The sequence below is a fragment of the Candidatus Babeliales bacterium genome (genome assembly GCA_040879965.1).
In the GTDB taxonomy this organism is placed as follows: Bacteria; Babelota; Babeliae; order Babelales; family JACPOV01; genus JBBDJI01.
The window spans coordinates 47577-65358 of record JBBDJI010000012.1 but is presented as its reverse complement, the minus strand read 5'-3'; the positions used below and the strand labels follow the sequence as shown (position 1 = coordinate 65358).

The 17782-nt window shown below is 32.1% G+C and carries 16 protein-coding genes and 2 tRNA genes; 9 read left to right on the top strand and 9 right to left on the bottom strand.

Annotated features, from left to right (window positions below; genetic code table 11):
* Window positions 1-119 precede the first annotated feature (119 nt).
* Window positions 120-1358, top strand: coding sequence for a histidine--tRNA ligase (gene hisS / locus WDZ41_02720; GenBank protein ID MEX0940246.1), 1239 nt, complete (start codon window positions 120-122; stop codon window positions 1356-1358).
* A gap of 68 nt (window positions 1359-1426) precedes the next feature.
* Here the strand turns inward: hisS and WDZ41_02715 are convergent, their stop codons facing one another.
* The 4 genes from WDZ41_02715 to bamD form a co-directional block, all read right to left on the bottom strand.
* The gene (locus WDZ41_02715) at window positions 1427-2188 is read right to left on the bottom strand and encodes a hypothetical protein (protein ID MEX0940245.1); all 762 of its coding nucleotides are present in this window, start codon (window positions 2186-2188) and stop codon (window positions 1427-1429) included.
* A gap of 325 nt (window positions 2189-2513) precedes the next feature.
* Window positions 2514-3158 (bottom strand): phosphatidate cytidylyltransferase, encoded by a 645-nt coding sequence (locus WDZ41_02710; GenBank protein MEX0940244.1) that lies wholly within the window; start codon window positions 3156-3158, stop codon window positions 2514-2516.
* Window positions 3159-3160: 2 nt separating this feature from the next.
* Window positions 3161-3553, bottom strand: coding sequence for a YraN family protein (locus tag WDZ41_02705; GenBank protein ID MEX0940243.1), 393 nt, complete (start codon window positions 3551-3553; stop codon window positions 3161-3163).
* The gene (bamD, locus tag WDZ41_02700) at window positions 3537-4547 is read right to left on the bottom strand and encodes an outer membrane protein assembly factor BamD (protein ID MEX0940242.1); all 1011 of its coding nucleotides are present in this window, start codon (window positions 4545-4547) and stop codon (window positions 3537-3539) included. The genes WDZ41_02705 and bamD overlap by 17 nt, the downstream gene beginning before the upstream one ends.
* Window positions 4548-4724: 177 nt before the next feature.
* Between bamD and gspE the strand changes: the two genes are divergently transcribed.
* Genes gspE through WDZ41_02680 form a run of 4 tightly spaced genes read left to right on the top strand, consistent with a single transcriptional unit; the run spans window position 4725 to window position 10294 of the window.
* Window positions 4725-6434: a type II secretion system ATPase GspE gene (gspE, locus tag WDZ41_02695; protein ID MEX0940241.1), complete on the top strand. Its 1710-nt coding sequence runs from the start codon at window positions 4725-4727 to the stop codon at window positions 6432-6434.
* Window positions 6431-6937, top strand: a complete 507-nt coding sequence (locus tag WDZ41_02690) for a hypothetical protein (GenBank protein MEX0940240.1) — start codon at window positions 6431-6433, stop codon at window positions 6935-6937. Before gspE ends, WDZ41_02690 begins: the two co-directional genes overlap by 4 nt.
* Window positions 6934-9639 (top strand): translocation/assembly module TamB domain-containing protein, encoded by a 2706-nt coding sequence (locus WDZ41_02685; GenBank protein ID MEX0940239.1) that lies wholly within the window; start codon window positions 6934-6936, stop codon window positions 9637-9639. Before WDZ41_02690 ends, WDZ41_02685 begins: the two co-directional genes overlap by 4 nt.
* Window positions 9640-9679: 40 nt before the next feature.
* The gene (locus WDZ41_02680) at window positions 9680-10294 is read left to right on the top strand and encodes a phospholipase D-like domain-containing protein (GenBank protein ID MEX0940238.1); all 615 of its coding nucleotides are present in this window, start codon (window positions 9680-9682) and stop codon (window positions 10292-10294) included.
* A 141-nt stretch (window positions 10295-10435) separates the two neighbouring features.
* Here the strand turns inward: WDZ41_02680 and WDZ41_02675 are convergent, their stop codons facing one another.
* Window positions 10436-11383, bottom strand: coding sequence for an RluA family pseudouridine synthase (locus tag WDZ41_02675; protein MEX0940237.1), 948 nt, complete (start codon window positions 11381-11383; stop codon window positions 10436-10438).
* 212 nt (window positions 11384-11595) lie between these two features.
* Between WDZ41_02675 and mgtE the strand changes: the two genes are divergently transcribed.
* The 3 genes from mgtE to WDZ41_02660 all read left to right on the top strand — a co-directional run bounded on the left by mgtE (window position 11596) and on the right by WDZ41_02660 (window position 13277).
* Complete coding sequence (gene mgtE / locus WDZ41_02670; protein MEX0940236.1) at window positions 11596-12957, top strand: magnesium transporter; 1362 nt, start codon at window positions 11596-11598, stop codon at window positions 12955-12957.
* Window positions 12958-13023: 66 nt separating this feature from the next.
* Window positions 13024-13099 (top strand) — tRNA-Lys (locus WDZ41_02665).
* Window positions 13100-13199: 100 nt separating this feature from the next.
* Window positions 13200-13277, top strand: a tRNA-Glu gene (locus tag WDZ41_02660).
* On the opposite strand, the gene WDZ41_02655 is transcribed toward WDZ41_02660, so the two are convergent.
* The 3 genes from WDZ41_02655 to WDZ41_02645 all read right to left on the bottom strand — a co-directional run bounded on the left by WDZ41_02655 (window position 13266) and on the right by WDZ41_02645 (window position 15669).
* Window positions 13266-14024 carry a zinc ribbon domain-containing protein gene (locus tag WDZ41_02655; protein ID MEX0940235.1) on the bottom strand — a complete coding sequence of 253 codons (759 nt, stop codon included), beginning with the start codon at window positions 14022-14024 and terminating at the stop codon, window positions 13266-13268. The two genes, WDZ41_02660 and WDZ41_02655, sit on opposite strands and share 12 nt — an antisense overlap.
* Before the next feature lie 426 nt (window positions 14025-14450).
* Window positions 14451-14696 (bottom strand): recombinase family protein, encoded by a 246-nt coding sequence (locus tag WDZ41_02650; GenBank protein MEX0940234.1) that lies wholly within the window; start codon window positions 14694-14696, stop codon window positions 14451-14453.
* Window positions 14697-14925: 229 nt separating this feature from the next.
* The gene (locus tag WDZ41_02645) at window positions 14926-15669 is read right to left on the bottom strand and encodes a hypothetical protein (protein MEX0940233.1); all 744 of its coding nucleotides are present in this window, start codon (window positions 15667-15669) and stop codon (window positions 14926-14928) included.
* 630 nt (window positions 15670-16299) lie between these two features.
* Between WDZ41_02645 and WDZ41_02640 the strand changes: the two genes are divergently transcribed.
* Window positions 16300-16620 (top strand): hypothetical protein, encoded by a 321-nt coding sequence (locus WDZ41_02640; protein ID MEX0940232.1) that lies wholly within the window; start codon window positions 16300-16302, stop codon window positions 16618-16620.
* Between the two features lie 364 nt (window positions 16621-16984).
* Here the strand turns inward: WDZ41_02640 and WDZ41_02635 are convergent, their stop codons facing one another.
* Window positions 16985-17488 carry a hypothetical protein gene (locus tag WDZ41_02635; protein MEX0940231.1) on the bottom strand — a complete coding sequence of 168 codons (504 nt, stop codon included), beginning with the start codon at window positions 17486-17488 and terminating at the stop codon, window positions 16985-16987.
* Window positions 17489-17782 lie beyond the last annotated feature (294 nt).

Sequence of the window (17782 nt, the reverse complement as noted above, 5' to 3'; positions counted from 1 at the left end):
ACCATCAGACTCTAATAAAAGTCAACTATTTTCAAAAAATTCTATAAAACTTTTTCAAAAATTTGCTAAACTGAGTAAAAAAAAATTATATTGTTACAATCAATAATAAAGGTCTTCAAATGATAACTAAGATTCGAGGCACACAAGATTTTTTAGATTTAACATTATTTAATTTTATTATTGATACGGCAAGTACTTATTTGAGATGTCATCAATTTACTCAAATTGCTACCCCAATATTAGAACCTATTGAACTATTTAAAAGATCTCTGGGTTTAGAAACTGATGTGGTTACTAAGCAAATGTTTACTATCGCTACGCAAGATTCGAGTGAAAATATTTGTTTGCGTCCAGAAGTAACTGCTTCTACAATGCGTGCATTTTTAGAACATAATATTACTCAATTACCATGGAAAGTATTTTCTTACGGGCCGATATTCAGATATGAGCGACCGCAAAAAGGACGTTATCGACAATTTCATCAGGTAAATGTTGAAATTATAGATACGGATTCAATTTGGCAAGATGCTTACTTTATTATTATGTTGGATCGATTGTTTGCTCAAAAATTTTTGCTTGAAAATTATGCATTATTGATTAACTTTTTGGGTTGTCCAGAAGATCGCCAAAAATTTAAAAAAATATTAGATGAATTTTTGACTAATAATATTGAAATATTATGTGAGACATGTCAGCAACGAAAAGAAAAAAATATTTTACGCGTGTTTGATTGTAAAAATTCTACATGCCAAGAGCTATATCGTAAGGCGCCACAAATCACAGATGTACTATGCAAATCATGTGCACAAGAATGGCAGCAATTAAAAGAAGTATTAGATATGTTATCAGTTTCTTACACGCATATGCCAACGTTAGTACGTGGGCTCGATTATTATGATAAAACAGTATTTGAATTTACGAGTAGCTCGCTTGGTGCGCAAAGTGCTTTTTGCGGTGGTGGACGTTATAATCATTTAGCTTCGCATTTGGGATATAAAAAAGATTATCCATCATTAGGGGCGGCAATAGGTATTGAACGATTATTACTTTTGCTTGAGCCAATACAAGAAAAGTTGCAAATTCCAAGGCCACTGGCATTGCAAGTTATTATGCCGTTAGAACAAGAGCAATATAATCTCGCGTTATTAATTGCCGATGAATTACAAACTAAAGGTTTGTGCATTGAAGTTTTTTTAGACGGTGGTTCATTAAAAAGTATGATGCGCAAAGCTCATAAATTAGGTGCGCAGCATATAATCATTATTGGATCTGAAGAGCAAGAAAAAGGAGAAGTTGTTATAAAAAATATGATCACGGGAAAAGAAGAACGAGTTAAGCAAACAGAAATGTTTAAATAAAGAATACACCAAAAACAAATTTTTTGGTGTATTCTTTATTTGTTATAAACTATTCATTATCAATCGCTTTAGCTAGGAAAGCTAATTTCAAATTGTGCTTTAGCATTGTTAAGAAAGTTGCTTTTCATATTACTAAGAAATGCTATGTACTGTAGAGCTATTTCTTTAGTTGATTTTTTTACCATGGTGACAGCGTCATTAGCTTTTCCTGGTCTAGTAAAAGTTCCAGTAGCTGATGGATTATTTTTCTTTGTAACTACTGTTGTATCAGTTTTAGTATCTTTGATTTCTGATTTTTTAGCGTCAGATTTCAAATACTTATAACCAAAACCTGCACCAACTACTGCTGCTGCAGTTACGCCAGATTTCCAACCGAATGATGGTACATAGCTTTTTACAGTTGTCATGCTTGGTACATAATTCCAAAGACCTTGTGCTTTTTCCTTAGCACCTTCTAAGTAACCATGACTGTTAGCTGCATAAAGACCACCAGTTGTTATTAGAGCAGCTGTTCCTAATCCTAAGCTAAGCTTATGATTTGCTAAAAACTTTTTAGCAGCGTTTTGTTTTTTTTCTGAAAGTTCTTCTGTTTGCTTAACTTTATCTTTTTTAGTTAACCAAAAGTAAGTACCTGTAGTTGTTACACCGACTGCGGTTAAACCTGCTGCATAAAGCGGATGATTTTTGGCAATTGTTATAACATTAGAACAGTTTTCTTTCATCCACTGGAAACTTATGCTAAGCGCCTGCTTGGTTGGTTCCATTGCAGATACTTGCGCACCAGCTAAACTAAGAAACATGAAAATAGATAAGATTCGTGAAGTATTCATGAATGACCTCCATAATTAGATTAAAAATAATACTTCTTATTATTCTGTTTATCTTGTAACCATTACAAGACATTATCATTATCTAATTTAAATAAAAATATTATTTTGTCAATAAACACAATAAAAAATAAAAAATAATTCAAATGATTAATATGTATTTCATGAAATGTAGTGTTTAAATTATTCAAATAGAATGATAAATAGTATCTTTAGATTATTTATTATTTGGCTCCAAATTGCCTGAAAAACAGTACAAAAAAAGAAAATATTCAATTGGAGATTTTCAAGCTGAAAAGTTTTTTCATTATTTTTTAGAATCGTCAAGTTAAATTAAAAAATTTTTGAGTATAAATATAATTATGGCCAAAAATAAACTGCTATCAAGCCTATCAAGTAAGCCTCCATGCCCTGGTAATATATGCCCGCTGTCTTTGATATTGGCTTTACGCTTAAGGTATGATTCAAGCAAATCACTCAAAAAAGCAGTAACTGCTAATAAAAAACCAAGAAAAAGAGTAAAAACTACATCAAAATAGCCAAGAGCTAATTTATGAAATAAGCCAAAACTTATTATGGAAGCGCTACAGCCAGCAAAAAAACCCTCCCAAGTCTTTTTTGGGCTAACCTGAGGAGATATTTTATGGATACCCCAATGCTTTCCTACCAAATAGGCTACCGTATCATTACTAAAAGCGATAACAAAAGTTAATGCCACCAAGGGACGATATGCGGTTGATTCATTTAATATGATAAGACATATAAAAGGTATTATTAGATAAAATATGAGACCCAACCAATACAGAAAAGGATTATTATTTGTTAATTGCGGCCATTCGAAAAGGAATATATAGAAAAAGAAAATGGTAAGTAATAATGAAAAACAATAAGAAGGTAATAAAAAGAAAGTAGAAAATACGGTTAAAGCAAAAATAAATCCAGTTAATGCTCGTAAAAAAAAATTCCATTCCATGGTTAAATTTTACTCGATTTAGTGAATGCATTTGGAATATAGGTTACATTATTAAGATTATCGATTAATGCTAAATCAAACCGAATAACACAATTTTTTATGTGATGCATTAATAAAAAGTGTTCTGCGGTACGTATAATAGCTTGCTGTTTTGCAGGCACAATTACTTGCGAAAGATTGAAATAGCTATTTCTGCGTGTCTTTACTTCTACAAAAATAATCGTATTATTTTGTTGTGCAATAATATCAACTTCACCACCGCGAATACGGTAGTTTTGCTTCAAAATACTATAGCCATTTTTTTTTAAATAAGTAGCTATAAGTTTTTCACCGTATATTCCTAAAGCAATCTTTTTGGATGCACTTGAGCTACAATTTTCAGAAGCGATCAACATATGATTTTTTTGTTTTATTGTGAGCAATGAATACCGTTGGTGTATGTTTTGGAAAATTTGTTTGCAATTTTGCCAACATTTCATTAACCAATGTTTCATTTCCTTGTTTTTGCGCAAGCAATCCCTCAAGTTCTAATAAATGTGGTTCAATATCATGCATAGCAGGCAATAATTCTTCTTTAATATTTTTCAATCGTGTTTGTGCTGCTATCCATCGTTCGCGATTTAGATATTGATAAAAAATGCCTACTTCATATTCATATAAATCTTGATAGCATTCAATACGCATTTTTTCTATTTCTTGGGTGTATTCTTTTATTGTTGCGTTAGAACGTTCAAGATAATGATTAGCCAATATAATAGTTTTTCTTGTTTTCGATTGATCTAATGGCGGCTTAAGACGAGCATAAAATCGTGTTAATACTGCTTTATATTCTGCATAATCACGTTTTTTACTGCCAGGATAAAATTTAACATATTCTAAGTATAATTTTCCTGCTTTTTTCATTTCAGCTTTTTCAAAATAAATATCAGCAAGTTCAAGACGCAATGAAGAAAGTAAGTCTGGATCTTTAGCAAGCACAATAAGCCGTTCAATATATTTTAAGACGAGATCTTGAAGACTATGTAAACTTGCATACTCTTTAGCAATGATCAATTCATCAATTGTCATATCGCGAATAGTTTTTTTTAAAAGACGGTCTTTTGCGGGATCTTTAAGCACAATTGGTTGCGGCTTTTTTATCGGTTTTTTCATTACTACTTTTTTTGGATATCTTTTATTAGTAATTTGTACTGTTAGTTCTTGATCAGATTTTTTTTCTTGCGGTGCTGTTTTTTTAATAAAAACCGATTGTTCTATTGGTTTTATTGCTTGAACAGAAGCATCATTTTTAAGCAAAACGGGCGATAATTGATCGCTAAAAGTGTTTTGAGTTGAAATGAAACAGAAAGCAAGTAACGCAAACAAAAAGGATCTATTGTAGATTATCATAAGGAACTCTTATGCTTTTGAATATTATCATGATGAAATTTGAAAATATACTAAGTAAGATACCATAATTGCATTGAGCATGCAAATGTATAAAATTGGCGAGTGCTATTAAAAGAATAGCAACTATGATATGGTTAAAATAAGTTATGTGAACCGCCTGGGGTGCTTGGAGTTAATATGGCAAAACATGATATTGGTAAAATTTTATTAGAACAAAAAAAAATAACGCAACAGCAGTTTGATGAATGTGTGCAATCGGTAGAAAAAACAGGTAAAGATTTATCACGTTGTTTCATTGAAAAGGGATATGCAACTACCGAAGATATTGGACAAGCATTTGCCCAGTTTCTTGATATTTCTTTTATTAATAAAATTACTGAAAAAATGGCAGAACCAGCATTACTTGCGCGCATACCGTTACGTTTTTTGCGTCAGCATATCATCATACCTGTTATGATGGATGACCGCATTACTATTCTTACTGCCAATCCTCATGAATTTCAACCTATTGATGAATTAAATTTATTGCTTGGCGGTGATACGAATACCGCAGTATCTACCAAAGAAATAATTATTGATGCGATCAATAGGTATTACCCGTTAGAGGGTGCCAAGCAGATGATTGAGGAGCTTGAAGAAGAAAAAGGATTTCCTGAAGCGGTTGAATTAGCAGAAATCGAGGAAAAAGATATTTTGGCAATGGCCGCTGAAGCGCCAATTATTAAATTAGTAAATCATATTTTAGTGCAAGCAGTTAAACGAGGCGCTTCTGATATTCATATTGAACCATTCGAAAAAGAAATGCGCGTACGGTATCGTATTGATGGGGTTATGTATCCTGCTTTTACGCCGCCCAAGCGTGCACAAGCGGCACTTATTTCACGTATAAAAATTATGGCGAACTTAAATATTGCCGAAAAACGGATTCCACAAGATGGCCGTATTGAGATTAAAGTTGCTGATAAAGCTATTGATATTCGTGTTTCAGTTTTACCAACACAATTTGGTGAACGTATAGTAATGCGTTTACTTGATAAAACACGTACGTTTAAAAAATTAAAAGATCTTGGATTTAGTGAGCGTGATTATGAAGTTATTGAACGTAATATTGCTAGGCCAAATGGTATTATTTTTGTTTCAGGGCCAACCGGTTCTGGTAAAACATCTACGTTGTATTCGGTGCTTAATAAATTAAATACGCCTGAGGTAAATATTGTTACTGTCGAAGATCCGGTTGAATATCAAATGAAAGGTGTAGGGCAAGTTCAAGTACGAGAAAAAATTGGGTTAACTTTCGCAGCAGCTTTAAGATCTATTTTACGTCAAGATCCTGATATTATTATGATTGGTGAAACCCGTGATCAAGAAACGGCTCAAATTGCAATTCAAGCAGCACTCACTGGACATCTTGTTTTAAGTACTATTCATACCAATAATGCGCCAGCAAGTATTACCCGTTTAATTGATATGGGCATTGAACCATTCTTAATAGCTTCTTCGGTTATTTGTGTGGTTGCACAACGACTAGTTCGTACTTTGTGTCCGCTATGCAAACAAGTTTATAAACCAACTACTGAAGAGTTAGAAAGTATCGGTATAAGTCCTGCGCAAGCGGAACAGATTACTTTTTATAAAGCAGTAGGTTGTGAAGAATGTATGAATACCGGTTATAAAGGACGTATTGCCATTTTTGAAATTATGGAAATGACACACGATATTGCAAAGCTTACTATGGAACAAGCCGATATGTCAGTTATTCGAAAACAAGCAGTTGCTGATGGTATGACTTTATTGGTAAGTGATGGTATTCGTAAAATAAAAGAAGGTATTACAACTATAGCAGAAGTTGCTCGTGTTGCAGCGGTGGAGGAAGAAGAAATAATATGATTCAGCAACAACGCGGCTTTTTGCTTATTGAATGTGCATTAGTTTTAGTCATATTGATGTTTTTTTATACTTTATGTGTGAATACTTCTCATTTTATGCACAATTACTTTTTACGTGCAGAATTGAATAAAATATATGCGCTTTTTTTTTATTTACAAAAACGAGCAATTATCACGCAACAAGAACATGTGCTTAAAATTGATGTTCATCAAAATAACTATACCGTATTAAATCGTTCAGAAAAATTACCTTCAGGGATATTTTTTGGTTTTTTATTTGGATCTGCTGGGCCACCATCTGCGCCAAAAGAATTAATTTCAAAACCAGTTACTTTTTCTCAAGATTGTGTTCATTTCTATCCAGATGGCACAATGAGCGCGGGAACGCTGTATCTTAAAGATCAGAATAATTCTTTAATGTACGCATTAACAAGTCCAGTAGCACATATTTCATATTTGAGAACATATGCATATCGTAAGGATTCGTGGGTTTTATTATCATGAGATTTCTATTGATGGCTCTGTTAGCTATCTTGTTAGGATTTAGTGCAAGTATCTATTTGTTACAACATAATGAGCAATTCAAAATAACTACCCAGCAAAAATTACAAACATTATTTGATTCAATGTTTGATTGTGAAAGCCAATGTACCTTAAAAGAACTCAGTATTCTTCCATTACTTTTGACCGCGAATCAAATAAAAGTTAAGGCGCCTGATAAAACTTCGTGGGAGTGGCAAGCGGAAAGTTTTTCGCTCAAAAGCTCTTGGATTAATTTTTTATTATCGAGCAATTTGGGACTTGAAATAATTCTAGATTCAGTTCGTGCTCAATCAACAATTGATAATAATTCACTTGCTATTGTTGAACATCTAAAAAAATTTATTTTAGATGCAGAAGATATTCCTGTATCTTTAAAAAGTTTAATAATTCGTAAAGGATTATTGCATATTATTGGAAATAACAAATCAATAGAGGGAATACTTGCTTTTTCTAGTGAATCAGCGGTCATTGCAGATCAGTTTAGGTCTACTTTATATATAACTGACGGTAATTTATCTATTAAATCAATGCCGATATTACAAGCATTAACTTTGCACGCAAATATTGAAAAGCGTCCTGCAGTAATACCAAAAAAAGGATTATCGATTTTTGCCGAAGGCAATATGCATTTGCCGATTTTTCCAAAAGGATATCAAAAATGTTATATTTCTACCCATGTAAAACATGGTGACGCTACGCTGCTGTTGCGCAATAAAGCACATAAATTTTTATGTGAACTTAATCATAATACTGATAATAATCAGACAAGAGTCAAAGGGCTTATACCACTTAATTATTTACAGAATATATGGCCTATTTCTAGTCCTGTAAATGGTGTTGCGCAATTTGATATGCATATTGATCATACTAATGATAATATTATGAATGGTTCTCTTACGATTCAAGATATATATTATAATAATATGCCCATTGGATCATTAACATTAACCTTTCATAAAGAAAGTACGAATTGGACTGGCACTATTAGATTGATAAATGATGAAATGCAATATACGGGTGACTGGACATATAATCAATCAAATAAAGAAGTTTCTCTTTCATTGCATAATTCTTCACAGATTGCTGCAAAAGCTACCGGTAGTTGGGTTATTGAACCATATGATTTTACCTTTAATATTTTATCAAATTCAGAAAGTATGACTGGTAACTATAAGATAAAATGTACCCATAAGAAACTGCATGATTATATTGAAACAAAAGGGAACATTTCACTTAAAGATGCATTATTAACTCTTACTGGAACTTTAAATAAATATAATTATGCAATTGAAGCACTGTTAACACCCAATTTTATATTGCAAAAGTTTTTTTGTACTGATGAAAATAATAATATTTTAGTAACAACAAATTTTAAAGAAAAAAATAATATAACACTGTTAATTGATTATCAAGCGATTCGATCATTACTTGCTTATTGGCTTGATCAGGATATTCGTGGAAAAGGGATTGTTGAAATAAACCTAGGTTTGGAAAATGACCATCAAATAATGGGTAACATTAGTATGAAAGATGGCCATATCCAAGTGCCGCAAACATATAATTTTATTCATCAACTCAATGGCAATATTGCATTCAATTTAGATAAAAAAACGTTGATTGTATCGGATGGAAGCGCAGAGCTTACTGAAGGAGTTATGCGCATGCATCGTGCAACCATTTTGTGGGATGATAAGCTGCAGAAATTTTTTATGCATGCGCCATTTTTACTTGAAAATGTTTTTTTAAATTTAGAAAGAGAATTATTTGCGGTACTTTCTGGTGCTTTATTATTATGTACCAATGATGCAAATGGCTTAACTTGTAAGGGAAATATTTCTATAGATAAAAGTGAATGCAAAAAAAATATTTTTTCTATAGATGCGCAACAAAGTATTACAAGTAAATTATTTCGCCCAGTAAGTGGTTATAATATTTTGTGTGATATTGCACTTACAACGCATGATCCATTACATATTAAGACTTTTTTTTTAACAACTGATGTAAATGTTGGATTATCTATAAAAAATCGCATTAATAATCCTGAAATTTTAGGCTCTATTTCATTAACATCAGGTATATTAAATTTTCCTTATAAACCATTATACATTACGCGAGCACATGTTTATTTTTTACCTCATCAGCTTGATGATCCGGCGATTGAATTAATTGCCAAAGGAAAAATCAAAAAATATCATATTACTTTACGTATAACTGGTTCATTAAAGCATCCGCATATTGTCTTTGAAGCTACGCCGCCATTGACTGAAGAACAAATTATAACTTTATTACTCGCAGGCTCAGAGGAAGGATCATTTGCATTGGCAATGCCTACAATGGTAATGCAGAATTTACAACAGTTAATGTTTGGCTCAGATCAATCATTATCAAAAGTTGAAAGTTACTTTAATGCGATTTTAAGCCCTTTAAAACATATTCGCATTGTACCGAGTTTTGTAGATCAAATGGGGCGTGGTGGATTTCGTGGCGGCATTGAAATAGAAGTTTCAGAACGGCTCCGTGCTTTAATACAGAAAAATTTTAGTTTAACTGAAGATACTAAATTTGAAGTAGAATATCTGTTATCAGATGATATCACTATTCGTGGTATAAAAGATGAGCGCAGTGATTTAGGAGGTGAAGTTGAAATGAGATGGAAGTTTTAATATAGTTTTTTGTGCTTTTATTTTAAAAGGCGTAGTGATTATGGCAAGAATGCGATTTCTTACTATTCTGTTGTTCCCCATTTGTTTTTTTCGTTTAGTTAGTATCGATTATATTGAATTTGCTCGACAATCAATATTCACCAATGGCCGTATTTTATCAGTTTTTTTTGTTCCTGATGATAAAGTAAAAAATATTTTGCTTGGGCTTATTAATAATGAAAAAAAATATATTTTTACTGCTCAGTATCGATTAAATGATAAAGATGTGGTACAAGCACTGATAGAGGCACATAAGCGAGGCGTACGGCTTTATATTATTGTTGATTCAAGTGCTTTAGAAGATCGTTTCCATAAAGTTAAAATTGTACATGCCGAAGGTATACCGGTTCATGTGTATACTGGTTATACCATAATGCATAATAAGTTTTTTATTTTTGGACAAAACTTTGAACATAAAGCAATAACTTGGACAGGATCAGCCAATGTAACCTATGCTGGACTTGCAAGAAACCAAGAAAATGTTTTTATAACTGAATCTCAATTTGTGATTGAAAAATATAAAAACAAATTTACAACACTCTGGAATCAAACAACGCCATTTCAAGAAATTAAAATGCCAGTGATTATTAACCCAGAATATAAAATGGCAATTTAGGATAAAAATTAAAGAGAAAATATAATTTTATAAAGAGACGCTTCATTACTACAATTCCTTCTTAGCTGGGTTCAGCGTATTGTGCTTTAAAAAAAAAATCAAGAAAAATTATAACGTAAAAAAAGATATGGTAGAGCAAGATTATTTTAATGTATCGACTAAATTCCGTAAATCTTGCGGCATTTCGCTCGTAAAATTAAAAAGATTGTTATTGTAAGTAAATGATAATTGCGTAGCATGCAACGCATGCCTTTTTATGTGTTTTGATTTTTTTCCATATAATTGATCACCAATTAATGGATGGCCAATTGCATTAAAATGAACCCGAATTTGATGGGTACGGCCAGTAACTGGATATGCTTCTACTAAAGTAGCATCTTTTAAATATTCTATAACTTTATAGTTTGTTTTTGATGGGCGTGCTTTGATACCATTTACGGTCATTTTATTACGGGTAACTGGATCTCTACCGATCGGCAAATCAATAATTCCTTTAGGATCGGGATGTCCTTGTACGATAGCTAAATATGTTTTTTTTATTTGTCTATTTTTAAACATATCACTAAAAATATTATGTGCGTAATTATTTCTTGGTACGATCATAAGTCCAGAAGTATCTTTATCAAGACGATGTACAATGCCAGGGCGTTCAGGATGACCAACATTTGCAAGTTCTTGTGCATGAAACATGAGCCAATCGACAAGTGTTAATTTATTACTTTTTGTTGAAGGCTTATGCACTATGACGCCAGCCGGTTTATTAATAATAAAAAAGTCTGGATGTGTGTAGACAATTTCTATGCCTAATGCATTGAGTTTTTCTTTGGTCTCTGCAGTAAGTTCAGTTTCATAGAATGGTGTTACCGGCGGTATGTGAATATTGATAACATCATCTGATTTTATTAATGTACTTGGTTTTGCCGTTTTATCATTGATGGTAATATGTTTATCTTCAATAAGTTTTTGAATAAAAGTACGTGAATAATTTGGTAATTGCTTTGAAATAAATGTATCAAGGCGTATCGGTTCGGTCTCTTGTGGCACAATAAATTGATAATGAGTTGGTTCAGAATGTTGAGTGCTTGCCATTTCTCATTTTTCCTTTTTTATTTAAAACGAGTAATTTGTGATTAATTGAAAAGATTTTTATAAAAAAACCTTATATATCGATGATAAGGCAATTTTTTTTAAAGTCAAATGGACAACGGGTCAAGAATTAATTATGATGACTATTAGAACAAATCGAGACATGCTATGCTAAAAAAGTTGCTCAAAATTGAAATATCAGTCAAAGGGGCGGTATGATAGATGATACCAAAGAGTTGATTAGGCAACTTCAGCAAAATATTCAAGATGTTATAAAGCAGGAAACACCAACGGGCAAGCAGTTGTGGCAACAGTTGCTCGAGATGCATCCTGCAGATATTGAGATTTTCTTTTCCTTTATTAATCGTGACGAAATACAGCAACTTTTTGAAAAATTTCCGAATGATTTACAGCTTGCGGTATTTGGAGAACTTTCGGATTCAATGAAAGTTTTTGTGCTTTCTTTTTTGGATGATCGGGATAAAGCAGCAATTTTAAGTAAAACTCCTATTGATGAGTTAACCGATTTATTTGATCCTTTATCAGATCAAGAATTAAAAAAATATCTTATTTTATTAAGTACGCAAGATCGGCAAAAGGTTCTTTCATTATTAAAATTTGATCCCGAATCTGCTGGCGGTATCATGGATACCGATGTATTAACGCTCATGCAGAATTTCACGGTGGAAAAAAGTATTCAAATTTTACAGCGCTTGCAACCACGGCGTGATTTACATCAGCAAATTTATGTAACCAATCAAGATAACATTTTGGTTGGGCAGATCAGACTAGAAGACTTAGTCTTAAAATCTCCACAAACTCGACTTTCATCATTTTTAAGAAAAAATGAATTAATAGTTACGGTAGATGAAGACCGTGAGCAAGTGGCAAAAAAGATGATTCATTACAATTTGATGACGGTTCCTGTTGTCGGTGAACAGAATTATTTTTTAGGGGTAATCTCTAGCGATACATTGGTTGATATTATTGAACAAGAAGCAAGTGAGGATGTATATCGTATTTCAGCTATGACGCCGATTAAATATCCATATTTTGAAACTTCTTTTTTTAGAATTTTATATGAACGCAGTTACATTCTAATTATTTTGCTTTTAGCACAGTCTTTATCTTCTATGATTATAAAGCGGTATGAAGTTACCCTTGCTGGTTTTTTGATGTATTTTATAACGATGTTAATCAGTACAGGTGGGAATTCAAGTAGCCAGACTTCAGCAGTTGTAATTCAAGGCGTCGCTTCTGGGCAAATTACACCGGGAAATATTTTTAAATTTCTTAGAAGAGAATTTTTTATGGCTATTTTGATGGCAATAATTTTAGGAGTTTTTTCATTTATTCGCGTCTATCTGACTTATGGCGATTTATTAGGAAGTTTTGCGGTAAGCCTATCGCTAGCTATAATTGTTTTAGTTTCAGTATTATTAGGCAGTGGTATACCTTTATTATTAAAAAAAATTAATATTGATCCGGCCTATGCAGCCGGGCCATTTTTAGCTACTATTATGGATATTCTTGGATTATTGATATACTGCTATATAAGTAAATTAATTTTATTTTAAATTTTTGCCTTTTTCTTGACAAAAATTGCGTAAACTTATACGATAATTAACGTCTTTTCAGATAAAGAGCCGGTAGCTCAGTTGGTAGAGCAACAGCCTTTTAAGCTGTGGGTCGTTGGTTCGAATCCAACCCGGCTCACCAGGTTTTTGTTATAAGCAATTACGCCTGGCAAGCCAATTCTGTGCGATATGCTTTAGGCAATCAGTTAAGAATTGGTATCAAAAGTTCTTTTACATTATATGTCCCTATCGTCTAGCCTGGTCTAGGACATCGCCCTTTCACGGCGAAAACAGGGGTTCGAATCCCCTTAGGGACGCCAGCTTACACAATCAGCGTTTTTCAATAACAAATCAAAAGGCTTTTGTGCGTCGTAGAGCACTTTATCGCCTTCAATTCGTAAGTTCGAAAGTACCAGTTTGATTAATTGGCGTTTTTTCTCAACTTCTGAACTTTTAAATAAGCCATCAGCTTTCTTAGATAATTCCAGGACATATTTGGTAATTATATAGTAGTTATCTTCAGCTTCTTGTAAACGACTCAAACGCGTAGTAACATCATCCATCTGGCTACGCAAGGAAGTATGAAATCTGTTATATTTTTCATCGTTAATTTCTCCCTTCAGTTTGTCTAAATACAAGTTATCCATCATCTTGGTGATAGATTTTTGCTCAGCGGTAAGTTTATCAAAGTGTTTATTATGAAACTCAATTTTGTCCTGATGGACCTTATTCAATGTGTTGGTTATTTCCTGAAAAATTTCAGGAGGTAGTTGTATCTGTTGAAATACTTTTCCAATTTGCTCTGTGATTTCTTCTTCTCGCAGCCATTTAGCCCCATGCTTCCCATTGTATTGAGTACAGTGATAATAGCCTTTGTGTCTTTCTGGTGTTATTGCTAAGCCGCAATCTCCACAACGCAATAATCCTCTATACATAAATGGAAGTCCTGCATATTTATATTTGTTGCTCTTATTAAAACCAGTTTCACTTTTTTGGACTTGATCAAATAAGGCTTTTGAGATTAACGGAGGGTAACAGTGGGGAAACATTTTCCCTTTAATTTCCATAATCCCGTAATAGAAAATGACGCTTGAGTAGTTTGTCTACAAAGCTCCTAATCCATTGAACGCCGTATTCGGATTTAAGCTTTGCACGCAATAATTCCATGGAGTATATACCAGTTGCGTACCATTCGAATGTTTTTTTTACGATATGAGCTTCATGATCATCTACTACTATATCTCTTTTTCCATTAGGTCTTACAATATTTTTGTAACCGTAAGGAGCCTTACTCGTCCATTTACCTTTACGCCATTTTTGTTCATTTGCACGGTTAACATTATCGCTTATTGCATCAGAATAATATTTGGCTAAGTTAAGAGTTATACCGAATTGAAATTTTTGTGCAGCGGAAATTTTACTCGTAACAACCTATCCATCAGATACAAAGTGTAATTCTAGTTCATCGCGTAAAGCTTTGTCATAGAGTATTCCTATCCGTCTATCAAATTGTCGCGTGTAAGACGGTCTACTTTATCAAAGCAAACTGCGATTTTATCTTTTTGTTCGAGTACAAAATCAAGAATAGTATCGAATTCATCGCGTTGGCTTTTATAAGCGCTTTCATCAAAGCTACAACTTTTGATTATGACAAAGCCTTTGCTCTGACAATATTTTTCAAGACAAGCTACTTGAGCGGGAAGCGAATGCCCCATTTCTTTTTGTTCTTCTGTACTGATCTATGCATGTAAATTACTTTATAGAAGAACAATCTCAGGCAGTTTAGAGTAGCTTGCCAAAAGTTTATATCCTACTAGTTATAAAATAGTCCTGTATGGGATGCCACTAAAAGCTACTTTAAATAAGCTACTAAAATGGCATTTTCTCCTTTTTCTAAAAAAAGTCAAAACACTTTATCATTTTGGATCTTTGATGTTTTGCGATTTTTATATTTTTTACAGAAAGATATTATGCAATTATACACTCTTTAAACTGTTGAGAAAGAGCAGAATATATTCCTTGGCTCAATTTTTCAATAAGTTTATTATCAACATTAATTTGGATTTGCTTATTTCTTCCAGTGCTTCGTCCAAAATCTTGGGAAGCTGCCACTAAAAGATAATCTATTGCTTCTCTAAGATCATTACTTTCATCGCAGGTAACAGCTGAGCCTTGCCATATTAATTCTTCTTTTTTTGTTTTTCTATATTCATTCGCATCGTAAACATAAATAACAATTCCTTTTGAATAGAACATGCGCTCTACAGGGATATATATTATGTTTCCTGATGATGTAGTTTGTTGCTGATATTGAGCAGCTGTAAACCCATAGGGATTCCTAACTGTTCCTGTCGTTGTTGATGTCTGACCTGGAATATACTGAGGAATATTAATAATTTGCTTTGATTCTTCTATTGCAAAATTAAATACTAGAAGGAAATCTGCATCTTTAGCATCGCGAATAACATATCCTTTATCTGTAAGAATTACCGAAATTTTCTGAGATATCTCATTGGATAATAATTTATTAATTTGATTCAGGGATGTAATGTAAAAAGAACTGTCAATAGAAAATCCTTTTGGTATTGTTTTTACATCAGCAAAAGTATTGCTAGTTACGTATACCTTTCTTCGGCATCCAGAAAGTAAAAGAATACAGAAGAATAATATAACTATATGATTTGAAATATTTTTAAAAAAAATTTTTACCACCAAATACCTTATTATAATTCATAAAAGTAACTATTGAGGATACTAAAATAATTAATAATGTTGAGTCAATAATTTAGAGCTTATCCATAAATTGCAATCATATCAAAAAGCCGTAAGGAACAAGCAAACTAAAGAAAACTAAAATTATTTTTCGATGTTATTACAAAACTTGTAAAGTTTTTTTACATCACAAAAGCGCTATCCGCTTTCCGATCTTCAAGTATTGCATGTTATTTATGACTATTTTTGATCGATCAGGGGGTCTTTCCTTCCAAATGCTGCAAATGGAGCTTTTCTTGAAATGGTATCGAATATTTACTATTTCGTTTGGGATAATGTTCTTGTGCTTTTTATCAAACTCTGGTCGTTCAACTTTACTTGTTTTTTGCGGAAATAATTTTTTTAGTTCACACTACAATGAATCTGGCATATGCTTCATATTAGCCCTTTAAAACCAGCTAGTATAGCCGGTTTTAAAGGGTCTTTTAAATTTTAATTAATTTTCGGATAGGCTTTAAGCATAATTTTTTCAAATATAAAAACAGTTGCTCTGTACATTGAAGTAGATTACTACGTAAACTGGTTTTTAGTCGTATTCATGTAATAGAATTCTTTTTTTGAGGAGATAGTGTGAAACAAATATTTGTATTTTACTTGTTATGCTTTTCCATTAGTTCATCAGCATGTTTTGACTTGCGTTCTGTGTTGAACTTTTTCAGACCATCAAATCATGAGGTAAGAAGTACAAATCACGAACTAGATAAAATTGAAATGAATTTAAAAGAAGAAATACGCCAAACATTAATTAAATGGAGAACTAAAGAAATATCGAAAACAGAATGCAAAAAGACTATCATGGAACTGTTTCTACCATCAATGTTTATATTTTCTCAAGAAAAGCTCCAAGAATTATTTCCCGGCGTTACGCTCACAAAGGTTGAGGTAGATTAAATTGCCTTTTGAAACTTGATAAAATACTGGAAGAAACTTTACTAAAAATAATTTTGATCACGTAATCTTCAAAAAATAAGGATATTTTTATGTTTAAAAAGTGGTTATTTTTTTATATTTTTCATACTATTTTTCTGCCTATCAATGGATAAAAGTGACACTCAAAAAATGACGCCTATTAAAAGTTGGTCATGTGCCCCTCTTGCTTGGGGAAATTTTATATGGTTCATAAGTTGGGGATTAAGATCTTCTTTAATTTCTTATTATCCATTAAACTATTTAATAAGGGTTGTTACAGTTTTTTTTACTATTAATCTCTTTTTTTAAAGTGTTATTTCAAATTCTTGAATTTTGAGATAGATTCTTAGTTATCGTTATTCATTTTTTTTATAAGACCAGTTTGGGCTAGATTTTCTATGCGATTCTTTTTTAACTCTTCAGGTGAAGGAAAAGAAACTTTATTATCCAACATTTCTGACCATTCAATATCACACTGGTTCTGATTTAACTTCTCTATTAACCATGAAGCTTCTTTCTTTATTGCTGATATATTAACAGCAATAACATCCAAAACATCTGTATTTGTAGTTGACTGACGATTTGAAGATTTTAATTTTTCTATAATATCATAAAGATTTGAATATATATCGCCATATTTTTCTTTCTGATCTAGATTAAAATATTTCCAATCTGCACCAGCAAGTAATGATAACCGATCAAACCATTGACGTGCTTTTATGTAGTTATTCTTTTGAGAAGCACTATTAATTTTTTTTTCTATATAGGAAATAGTTAATTTTTTTGATTCCATAGCAAAAATATGCATTTGCGTTATACAAAGTGATGCTAACAATAGATTAATTTTCATAAGACGATCCTTTAATTTTATGCATTAATAAATTATAAGTAATAAAGTTAATAGATAGTTTTGATTATTATATATCACAAAATTATTGCAATAACCAATAAAATGTTAAACTACAAATGTTTCAAAACAGGGATTTGGAACCCATTAGGAGTACCTGCTTCATATAAAAGCTTCGCCTAGTAGGTCAGTTATTTTTAACAAAAAACAAAACAACAACTTAAAGACTTAAATTAAAAGATTTTTAAATTAACTTTTGCTTATTAAATGATGAAATTGCTTCGATTCTCCATCTAT